The sequence below is a fragment of the Arthrobacter sp. SPT-J7 genome (genome assembly GCF_059089965.1).
Genome location: NZ_JBNHFF010000428.1, coordinates 1 through 1,464, shown reverse-complemented (window position 1 = coordinate 1,464; position 1,464 = coordinate 1). Strand labels below are relative to the sequence as shown.

General features: G+C 63.0%; 1 protein-coding gene. It reads right to left on the bottom strand.

Annotated features, from left to right (window positions below; genetic code table 11):
• On the bottom strand, positions 1-1,224 hold a 1,224-nt coding region (locus AC5RWX_RS33295; protein ID WP_494100427.1), incomplete at its 3' end, for an FHA domain-containing protein.
• Positions 1,225-1,464: the final 240 nt, after the last annotated feature.

The following is a 1,464-nucleotide window of genomic DNA, read 5'->3' as shown; positions in this document are numbered from 1 at the left end:
GACCGCAGAAGCGGTGAGAGTGACGCCGGGCAAGTACCGGGCAGCCAACGGAAGGCGCCCTGCTTCGCCGTAAATGACGATCCGTGTGCCCTGGCCCCTGGGGTAGCCCGACAACTGCATTAGGAGGGAACGAATGATGCCGTCAGCCATGTGGTCTGACCCGCGGAATGTTGTGTACATCGCCGGGTCCAAGGTCACGGGAACCGCGTCCAGGCAGGGAAGGCTCACCGATGAGGCGGCGGGCTCGACTTTTACATTGGCTAGCTGCGGAGCTTCCCCTAGCCGCAGCCAAACCCCGTCCTCGGCGGGGGAAACAGCGGTGGTGTACTGGTTTTGATTGACGGCCAACGCAAGGAGTGCCAGGGACGGGCCGGACCGTCGTCGTCGTTCCCGGTCTTCTGCCACGGCGGCTGCGACGGCTTTTATAAGGTCGTTGCGCTGCCGCCGTCCTGAGGCGAGGGGGACTAGGACGGATACTGCTGAGGCGGCGGCAAAGGCCAGGAACATCCACATCCCGGTGATCACGGCGAGTCCTATCCCGATCAGTAAGGGAAGAACTGCCGTCAACAGGAGCAGCCCCCTGTTGCCTGTGTCCGTTCGGCCTGAGACGGTGAGGGGCTGCTGGGTGGAAGTCCCGGCGTCGGGCAGCGTTTTCCCAGCCAGGTCCGGAAAAACCAGCGACATCGTTGTGTTGCCGCACCGGATGCTCGACTCTGTGGAGACGCCGGCGTTGCGGACCCGTTCACCGTTGACGTAGATGCCGTTCGCGCTGTCCAGGTCAATGATCACGATGTCAGTCTCGGTGACGACGAGTCGGGCGTGTTCGCGGGAAAGTTCGGGGTCGGGGATCACGATGCGGGTCCCGCTCCGGCCGATGGTGTAGGAGCCTCGCCGCAAGGGCACGACAGTGCCCGCCCCGACGCCGGTGTGGACGGCCAGAGCGAGTTGGGCGTCTTCGCCAGGCATCCGTCGTCGAGCCTTCAGGGTGTTCCGCTGGCTAGCCCCATCCACAAGGATGGCACCGTTCACCAGTGGGGCGGTTCCCACGCGCATGGACTTGATGTCTTTGCCCTGAATAGAGATCGGACCTGTGCCGAACTTCTGGATCAGTTGGGCATGAACGTCCTCGCCGGTGGTCCCGTCGGGCGCATTGATGGTTAGTTCGAGTGGTGATTCCTGCTGCCCGGACCCCGGGCTGCGGACGAGCGTGCAATGGAGTTTCATCGGTACAGATCCTCACGGCCTTTCATCCCACGCTAGTGAGCGGTCCGCCGCGCTGGCTGAAAGAGTTTCTGTATGTGGACAACGCCGGGCGTCGCTGGGTGAGAATGGCTACAACTGCGACCCCAGATGCGGTCTTAAGCACTAAGGGAGACTGTGTGAGCAGCGTTGCTGCCGGCGCAGATGTTTCTGCGGAATGGGGTATGGGTGCTGGGACAGAAGTGTGGCATTTGCCACAGGTCC